This window comes from Pseudomonas sp. BF-B-26 (genome assembly GCF_019956495.1).
Lineage (GTDB): Bacteria > Pseudomonadota > Gammaproteobacteria > Pseudomonadales > Pseudomonadaceae > Aquipseudomonas.
This window is the reverse complement of sequence record NZ_JAHBDP010000109.1, coordinates 24,468-33,357: the sequence shown is the minus strand read 5'-3', so window position 1 is coordinate 33,357 and position 8,890 is coordinate 24,468. Positions and strand designations below refer to the sequence as shown.

The following is an 8,890-nucleotide window of genomic DNA, read 5'->3' as shown; positions in this document are numbered from 1 at the left end:
GCATAGATGTTGAATGTTATGGCCCCTTCGCGAGCAAGCCCGCTCCCACATGGGTTATGTGTTGAAACGCACGCCAGGTTTGGCCCGCTCATCCACCGTTAGCTCAAACACGTCCGGGCGCGCGTAGTGCCCGACCACGTCGTAGTCGTAACGGGCGCGGATCAGGTCATCAGTGTCGATTTCTGCGGTGAGCAAACCGGCGCTGTCACGCAGCGGCCCCGCCAGAATGTCGCCCATCGGCCCGACGATCACACTGCCACCGGCAATCAATGGGCGGTCCGCCGGCCAGTTGGCAACCTCCACGCCCAAGGCGTGCGGTGAATCCTGAACCTGACAGGCGCTGACCACAAAGCAGCGTCCTTCATGGGCGATATGGCGCATGCTGACCTGCCACATTTCCCGCTCATCCACGGTTGGCGCGCACCAGACCTCCACGCCTTTGGCGTACATCGCGGTGCGCAGCAGCGGCATCATGTTTTCCCAGCAAATCACCGCACTGATCCGCCCGACCTGACTGTCGATCACCGGCAACGTCGAGCCATCGCCTTTGCCCCAGATTAACCGTTCGGTGCCGGTGGGCATCAGTTTGCGGTGCTTGGCGACCAGCCCGGCCTGCGGATCGAAATACAACGCAGTGCAGAACAAGGTGCTGCCGGCGCGTTCGATGACACCGATCACCAGATTGGCGCCGGTGCGCGCTGACAGCCCGGCCAACGCTTCGGTTTCCGCGCCGGGCACGTCGATCGCATTGGCAAAGTACCGGGCAAAGGCTTCACGCCCTTCCGGCAGGCGATAACCCAACTGAGTGCCAAAGCCCTCGCCTTTGGGGTAACCGCCGAGCAACGCTTCGGGCATGACCACCAGCGCCGCGCCGGATTCGATAATCGCGTTTTCCCAAGAAAGGATCTGTTCCAGGGTCTCGGCCTTGCCACCGGGCAAGGCGCCGATTTGCAGTGCAGCAACGATTGACTTGGGCATCGCAGTAACTCCGAAAGCATTGAGGTGTTGCTCATTCTCCGGCGCCACGGGATCATGAATAAAGCCCCGTTTACTGCTGAATGATATGAACCAGATGAATATCGCCACCGTCGATCTCAACCTGCTGAAAGTCTTCGAAGCGCTCCACGAGGAGTCCAGCGCCAGCCGGGCCGCGTTGCGTCTGGGCGTGACGCAATCGGCGGTCAGCGCGGCACTGCGAAGGCTGCGCGAGGTGTATGGCGATCAGTTGTTCGTGCGCACAGGCCGCGGACTCGCGCCCACGCTCAAGGCCAACCAGTTGAAACCGGTGGTCAGCGACGCCCTCAACAAATGCCGGCAGAGCCTGGCGATGGTCGATCCGGCCGCCCACCATTACGACGGGCGCTCGGTGACCGTGGGTATGTCCGATGATTTCGAAATCGCTTATGGCCGCCGGCTGATCGAAGAGATCGCCCGCGTCGCGCCGAAGCTACGGCTAATTTTTCGTCAGACCCACAGTCAGATCGTCGCGCAAGCGTTGATGGAACGCAGCATTGATCTGGCGATTACCGCCGGTGGGTTTGCCGAGCGCTTGCTCAGCCGTCAGGTGCTGGGAGAAGGCGGCTATCTGTGCCTGGCGGACCCGCTCAGCCTGGCCGTGGGGCAGCAGACCCTCAGCCTTGATGAGTTCGTCGCCCGCGAGCACATTCTGGTGTCGTCGGGCGGCTTTATCGGGATCACCGATGAAGGGCTGGCGGCGCTGGGGTTGACTCGGCGGGTATGTGCTTCGACCACACACTTTGCCGCGTTGCCGCACTTGCTCAAGGGCAGTCAGGCCGTGGCGACCATTCCGGCCCATGCGGCCCAAAGCATTGCAGCGCTCAGCGGACTGGCACTGCTGCCCTGCCCTCTGGCGTTGCCGCGATACCCGATCGAACTGGGCTGGCGCACCAGTACGCAGCTCGATCCGGTGGTATTGAAAGTACGGGAAGCGATTGTCGCGAGTTTTGCGAACGCTACTTGGCAGCCATCAGGCGATTGACTTCGCTGCGCACCATGTTCGCAAATTCCGGGGGCGACATGCCGTCAAGTTCGGCACGGACCCACTCGGCCCATTTGCCTTTGCGCTTGGCGCGTTCACCGAACAACCGCGCGGCTTCGCCCTTGGACTTGCCCAGGTTGCTTTGCCATAGATCGAACAGACGGGATTTCTCATCTTCCAGCGCAGCGCGCTCGGCAAGGGGTTTGTCGGCCAGATTGAAGCTCATGGGAGTTACCTGCTGCGTAAAATAGGCGACATCTTACACTGTAGGAAGAAATCTCCGACTCAGGATTTTTCGTCAAGGTGGGGGCAGTGCGAAAATCCACTGCAACTTTTTCGCTGACGACGGACTCCACTGTTCACTGTCCATTTATCTGCAAGGAGTACCTCAATGGCCCGCAAAACCCGCGCACAAATCGCCGAAGATCAAATCAAGGATCAGGCCTTCAGCGAACTTCAGTCTCTGATCGAAGAATCGGAAAAACTGCTCAAAAACAGTGCCTCGCTCGTGGGTGAGGAAGCGGACACGCTTCGTGGGCAGATCGCCCAGAAACTTCAACAGGCTCGGGACTCCGTCACCCGCGTTCGTGACCGGACCAAACCGGCGGTCGAAGCCACTGAAACCTACATCGGTGGTCACCCGTGGCAAACCGTGGCGATCTCTGCCGGTTTCGGCCTGGTGGTCGGGTTGTTGTTGGGTCGGCGTTAAGCGACCCCGTTTTAATCAGTACCCAGCAAAAAGGCGAGCACGCAGCTCGCCTTTTTCATGCCCGGCTTTTATGCAGACTGAGAGTATGCAGGACTCAGAGCCCGGCCAGTTCCCGCAGATCCGCCAGCGTCTGAGCATCGAGCTTAATGCCTTCGGTGCTGGACTTGGCCCGTTGTTGATGACGTCGATCCCCCGGCAAACGCTTGAGCCCCACACCGTGCATCTGCCGGACCAGCTCCTGACTGCGCTCGGCAAAATTCTGCCCGGCCGCCTTGCTCGGGTCGATCACGATCAGCAGTTGGCCCGTCCATGGCGTCTTGGCCCCCGGGTGGTTCGACCAATCGAACTCGAAGGAAAAATTGCCGCCGGTCAACGCCGCTGCCAACAGCTCGACCATCATCGACAGCGCCGAACCTTTATGGCCGCCAAACGGCAGCAACGCGCCGCCCTCAAGAATCGCTTTCGGGTCCTGGGTCGGCTGGCCGAGACTGTCCACCCCCATGCCTGGCGGTAAACGCTCGCCCTTGCGCGCGGCGATCTGCACATCGCCATGGGCAATGGCGCTGGTCGCCAGGTCGAAGACAATCGGATCGCCGTCAGCCCGGGGAGCGGCGAAAGCAATCGGGTTGGTCCCGAACAGCGGACGATCGGCGCCGTGCGGCACCACGCAGGTCATGCTGTTGACCACGCTCAGCGCCACCAGGCCTTCATAGGCGAAAGGCTCGACATCCGGCCACAAGGCGGCGAAATGGTGGGAATTACGAATCGCCAGCACCGCAATGCCGGCACTGCGGGCCTTTTCCACCAGCAAGGCGCGTGCTGCCGCCAAGGCCGGTTGGGCGAAACCATTGCCGGCGTCGACCCGGACAAAGCCCGAGGCCACGTCCTCGACCACCGGCACAGCCTGGCCATTGACCCAGCCGCTCTGGAGCGTCGACACGTAACCGGGAATGCGGAACACGCCATGGCTATGGGCGCCATCGCGTTCGGCGCCGGCGCAGTTGAGGGCCAGTGTCCTGGCGACATCGGCGGAGGTGCCGTGGCGCTGAAAAATCTGCTCAAGCAAAAGAACGAGCGCGTCGAAATCGAGCGTTTGAGTGTTCGAACTGACGGCCACTTCGGGCGTTGCGGTCATCTGAAGCTCCAGTTTTATTATTGAGTACGGGCAACAGGGTGAAACGGGTTGCAGGGCAACCCAAAACAGTTGTCGATTAAGCGCTGTTCTACCGGCGTCCTGTCAAGTCTCGCCAGCCTGTTCGCATCAAGCAATATGTACCGCACCCGAGCCTTCCATTGACCGTACTGTTTTTCCTCAATCCAACGGCCTGCGATTACCCGCCGATCGCAGCACTTCGAGGAAAAACCATGTCTGCTCCCACACTGCCGTATTTTTTCGACGAGGCAGCACTTGCATCTAAAGCCAAACAGCCCGGTGAACGCGAAAAGGCACTGTCTTTCACGCTTGATGACCTGAAGTGGTTGAATGCTGTTTATCTGGCGACGCATGCAGCCCGTATCGCCAACAGCGAGCCCATGCACGTCGACCAGCTGCTTTTAAGCGTACCTGATGCGCCTGGCATCCTCCTGGCCGGCGCTTTTGCCATGAGCCGGCCCAACGATGGAGAAGTCACGCTCTACACACCGTGGAAAGGCCTGATCAAATTCGCGGACATGAAGGGCCTCAAAAGCAAACTCAAGGAATGGTTGGCACAGCCCACTGGGAAGCGTGAATTATTGCGTTTTCTCTCCATCGAACAACGCAGCGCTTTACCCGCCGCCACCGCGCCAGACATTGCCACGCAAGCCATCGCAGGTGCGGTGTTCCAGACCCAGGAGCTCACCCTCGAGCGCAATCAGGCTCAGAACATCAGGACGATGATGGGCGAGTTGCTCAAGCTGCCAACGCTGCAATCGATGCTGGACGAGACCCTCAAGACCGCGCTGCATGAACCGTTCCCCACACTGGACCAGCGCCTTACCCGACTGAAGAGCTTTGTCATCGGCAGCGATGACCAGCAATTGCTTTCCTCGCATTCACTGAGCGATACCCTGCTGCATTACTACCTGACCCATCAGTGGCCCACTGGCGATACCAGAGTTTTTTCCAACCCCCGGCACAGCGTGAGCAGCGCCGCCGATAACCAGGCCTGGGAAAGTGCAGTCAAAGAGATCGCACAAACGTTGACCCCGCGCTTGCAAGACCTGCTCAAGACGTTCTGGAACACACCGATGAACGATGGGCAATCACGCCGGAAGGTTTTTGCCGAGGGCTTGCGCGATACCTTTCACCTGAAGCTTTTGCTTCAGCGTCAGCAACGTGTTTTAACGACGCAGCAATACCTGCGGCTGATGAACCTCAGCCTTGAACCTGACATCGACGATCCTCTTCGTGCCGAAAAAGTCCGTGTCACCGCCCCCTTCAAGCATTACGTGGAGCTCGCCTCCACTGTGATGATCGGCAGCAGCGACGCGTTGGATTTTCTGTACACCCCTTCCAGAGGCATCGAGGCTGCGAGCGACCTGCTCGCTGTCGGGAAAATCGTCGCGCAGATGTTGAAAACCCAAAGGCATGAAGACACGCTGCTCAACTTCATGTCGTTAGACGAACGCGCTACGTTTCTTTCAATGAAGCCGGATGAACAAGTGATTGTCGGTGAACCGATCATCGGCCCGGTGTTTGAACAGTTGATGACCGACATCCTTGGCAAGCAACGCGAGAATCTGGCCTATGCGCTGAGCGAATACCGTGAAAGCGAAGGCACGCAGGATCCCCGAGCCTTGTTCGACAAGGCACTCGATGTCCGCGGACTGATCGACGATCGCCTGCTGGCTGCCGATGCCGAAGGACGCTGGAGCACACACGCAGACCGGCGCCTGAGCGCGCAACCTGCCACTGTTCACGGCGAGTCGGCCAAAGAGCATCAGGCCCTTCTTTCCACCATTAAGCGGCCGCTCGACCTACTGCTTGAAAACCAGCCGGTCATTCCCGCGACAACTCGAACGATTGCCGAAGCGCAGCGCATCTTCAATTCCTCGCTTGGGAGCCTGCAATCGCGCTTCACTCAAACCCTGTCAACGGCATTGCGCAGCGAGTTGAAGCTGCACAGCGTCATGCGCACCCTGAGTGCGACGGAACAGGCAATCATCAGCACCGTGCTTGATACCCCGGCACGCCTGCAGCGAGCGGCATTGAACGGGTTTTTGCCGGACGTATTTTCCTTGGCATTGAAGGCAAGTGGGACCACCGCCCCGTTGAAACTGGCCAGTTGTTTTGTGCTGACGGAACGTGGAGGCCTGGACCCGAAGCATTCGGGCAAGGCGATTTTGTGGACGCCGGCCTTGGGATTTGAAGCTTTCAGGGCATTGACTCCGTTGCTGAACGAGCTCAATCGACGCCTCAAGGACACCGATGATCGCCCCTCCCTTCTGGAGAACCTTGGACGCAGCGAGAGAGTGGCTGGGCGGACTTACACCCTGGCGTCGCTGCAACGAATAGATGAGCATTTTCTCGATCACGTGCAAAAGCCCTATGTCCAATTGGACCAGGCGTGCGTCATCCGTGCGCTGGCCACGAAGCTTCCCGCGACGCCCCTGGCCAGTCTCCTGAAGCTGGTGGCCTTGCGCCAACCGATGACCGGGCTAGACCGCGCGACGGACATTGCCCAATCCCTGACCACTCAGCAAAAACTGCCGGCATGGCTGGCCAAGGCGTCCATTCAAGACCAGATATTGCACGGGGAGTTGCTTCAGCAATACCTCAACAACGTGACCAACGATCAGGACTACCTCACAGGCATAAGCTCCCTGGCACGCACGGCGCACGATGCACTTGAAAAACAACTCAGTTCGACATTGATCCGGATAAGGTCCAGATACAGATCGACAAGCGCTCGAGGTCTGCAGCCAGCACCCAAACCCTGACCGATTTTGCACTGACCCATTTCAAGGATCTGGACAAAATCCATTTCAAACTGGTGTCGCTTGATAACACCGCGATCCCCCAGGATATGAACCAAAGCTACATCAGGGACCTGATACGAAACTTGAAGCTGGGTGAACTTCAGCAAAAGACATTGAACGAAGCCTTTGCAGACACCCAGGCGAATGCCAAGGACCGCAGGAAGCGTTTTTACACGCAATTACCCTGGCAACTGATGCATTACGCCCACACGGAAAAATTGCAGGAGCGCCTCAGCGAGACCGGGTTTGATCTGATACGCCAAGTCATGGACATGCCTGACGCTATCGCCCGCGCGGCAGTCGACGGTGCCCACGCGATCATCCGCCCACTTGAGCTCCTGGGCATCAAGCATGAACAGGCGATCAAGGTGCCAGGCGTCTATCTGATTGGCTCATCGGCTGACAGCTCCGCGCCACAGGTCCTTGTCGCGCCTCATAGCCCCGGTCACGGGGTGAAAGAATACAAGAATGAAACACAACTGGTGACCGAACTGAAGACACGCGGCGGTCTACTCGACTGGGTGCTCATGAACCTCCCGCAGCCTGAACGGATACTGCTTGAACTCAGGATGGCGACCTCCAATAGCCGCCTCGCCGAAGTGACGCTGGCGTCCAACCCGATCAAGGGGAATCTGTTCGGACACTTGTTCAATGACAACGCCGCTTTACTGGCACGATTGCTCGGTTGTCAGGCCGATGACAAAAAGCAGAGCGAATGGGCAACCATCAAGCATGTGCTGGGTGAAGATCTGCAAGGGGCATTTACGTTCCTGATGGGCAAGCTTGCCTACCCGATTACGGTGTGGCGCAGTTACCGAGACATCAAGCAGTCCGCCGAAGACCTTCAAACGCACAAATGGGGAGCGGCGTTAAAGGAATTTATCAGCGGCATCGCACAACTCGCCACGTTGCGACTGTCGCTGGAATCGCAAGCGAAGCCATCTTCAACGTTAACTGCACCGGCGCCAGCAACGCCCGATACCCGCTTCAAATGGCAGGATGTCGCCATTACAGCCCCCGAACGTACGCAGTTGAAGCGTCATGAAAGCCTGGATGTGGACCTGAATTCGCTCACATTAAATTCGAGTCTCGGCCTCTATACCCATCCGACGACAAATAAAACCTACGCACCGGTTGAAGGAAAGGTATATCCGGTCGCAAAGCGCGGCACACACTGGCGCATCGCCGACACCAACAATCGCGGTCCCCGGCTGAGTCAGAACGTGTCGAAACAATGGGTTCTGGATAGGGAAACGCCAGCGCCCCGCTTCAGCATCAGCAATCGGTGGCGCACCGTATCTTCGGTTTGGGGGGGCATGAACGTCGATGCCAATGGAATGCGCGAAATCCGTCGACTGTTTCCGCAAAAGGCCCGCCAGATTGACGAAGCGCTGGACCTGGCAACCACCTATGCCTGGAACTGCTTTCAAAACCTGCAATTGCTGAAGTCTTCCGACAAAACGGTGACACCCGTGCATCAACTCATCATGGATTTTATTGATGTGCCGCAAGTGCAGTCCACGCATGTGGAGCAGCTTGAAAAAGTCATGACTGACATTTTTGCGGCCTTGTTGGCCCCCTCCCTCAGAAAGCCGAAGTCCAGTCGTTTTGCAATCGGCAGGGTGCTCGATGGCGCGGCAACAACATTCGGCTTCATCGTTCCAACGGATGCAAAGCAGAAAATCTATCTGGCAGAAAAGTTCTTCGACACCGGTTTCGAGTTCTACCGCAAACATCTTTCCGAGCCTGCCTTCCCTATCAAAACCCATGCTCAAGCAGTCACCCTTATTCATGAGCTTTCCCATATCGTCTGCAAAACCGAAGACATCGCTTACCTCGATTCCAGCAGGCCATTTCCCCATCTGATTGGACAAGCCAGCGCAACTGCCAGTGACCTCAAGGACGCGTTGACCACGCTTCAGGAAACCGCACTCTCGATCAAGACTCCCCTTACCCAGCTGTTCATGACCGAGGATCCTGACACCGGTGTGTGGGAGGATCCGGGCAGCACTTCATATGAAAATACTGATCGGGTAAAAGCGCATCTATTGACCTTGACCGGCGGAGAAAACCTGAGCGCTGCCCGCAAGATTTTCAAGCGAGATCCACTGGTCAGACTCAAGGTGCAACTCGGCAACGCCGACAGCGTTGCATGGCTCATGAGCCATATGGGGCGCCAACTGCACACCAGCACCCCGTGAATCAGAACAATAAATTCTCAG

The 8,890-nt window shown here is 58.1% G+C and carries 5 protein-coding genes and 1 pseudogene; 3 read left to right on the top strand and 3 right to left on the bottom strand.

Annotated elements, in window-relative coordinates; genetic code table 11:
* Nucleotides 1–54 precede the first annotated feature (54 nt).
* Nucleotides 55–978, bottom strand: a complete 924-nt coding sequence (locus KGB03_RS24945; RefSeq protein ID WP_223529650.1) for a carbon-nitrogen hydrolase family protein — start codon at nucleotides 976–978, stop codon at nucleotides 55–57.
* An 85-nt stretch (nucleotides 979–1,063) separates the two neighbouring features.
* On the opposite strand from KGB03_RS24945, the gene KGB03_RS24940 reads away from it, so the two are divergent.
* Nucleotides 1,064–1,999 (top strand): LysR family transcriptional regulator, encoded by a 936-nt coding sequence (locus KGB03_RS24940; protein ID WP_218535261.1) that lies wholly within the window; start codon nucleotides 1,064–1,066, stop codon nucleotides 1,997–1,999.
* Here the strand turns inward: KGB03_RS24940 and KGB03_RS24935 are convergent.
* Nucleotides 1,974–2,225, bottom strand: a complete 252-nt coding sequence (locus KGB03_RS24935) for a hypothetical protein (protein WP_008155229.1) — start codon at nucleotides 2,223–2,225, stop codon at nucleotides 1,974–1,976. The two genes, KGB03_RS24940 and KGB03_RS24935, sit on opposite strands and share 26 nt — an antisense overlap.
* Before the next feature lie 165 nt (nucleotides 2,226–2,390).
* Between KGB03_RS24935 and KGB03_RS24930 the strand changes: the two genes are divergently transcribed.
* Nucleotides 2,391–2,708, top strand: coding sequence for a YqjD family protein (locus tag KGB03_RS24930; protein ID WP_111450066.1), 318 nt, complete (start codon nucleotides 2,391–2,393; stop codon nucleotides 2,706–2,708).
* 94 nt (nucleotides 2,709–2,802) lie between these two features.
* Here KGB03_RS24930 and KGB03_RS24925 read toward each other — a convergent pair whose 3' ends face one another.
* Nucleotides 2,803–3,843: an Ldh family oxidoreductase gene (locus KGB03_RS24925; RefSeq protein WP_218535264.1), complete on the bottom strand. Its 1,041-nt coding sequence runs from the start codon at nucleotides 3,841–3,843 to the stop codon at nucleotides 2,803–2,805.
* Between the two features lie 230 nt (nucleotides 3,844–4,073).
* Between KGB03_RS24925 and KGB03_RS24920 the strand changes: the two are divergent.
* Nucleotides 4,074–8,869 (top strand): annotated as a pseudogene (locus tag KGB03_RS24920) (dermonecrotic toxin domain-containing protein).
* The last annotated feature ends 21 nt before the right edge of the window (nucleotides 8,870–8,890 follow it).

Coding starts and splice junctions, on each gene's coding strand:
- KGB03_RS24925 (WP_218535264.1), bottom strand. CDS start 3,843: ATGACCGCAACGCCCGAAGTGGCCGTCAGTTCGAACACTCAAACGCTC.
- KGB03_RS24945 (WP_223529650.1), bottom strand. CDS start 978: ATGCCCAAGTCAATCGTTGCTGCACTGCAAATCGGCGCCTTGCCCGGT.
- KGB03_RS24930 (WP_111450066.1), top strand. CDS start 2,391: ATGGCCCGCAAAACCCGCGCACAAATCGCCGAAGATCAAATCAAGGAT.
- KGB03_RS24935 (WP_008155229.1), bottom strand. CDS start 2,225: ATGAGCTTCAATCTGGCCGACAAACCCCTTGCCGAGCGCGCTGCGCTG.
- KGB03_RS24940 (WP_218535261.1), top strand. CDS start 1,064: ATGAACCAGATGAATATCGCCACCGTCGATCTCAACCTGCTGAAAGTC.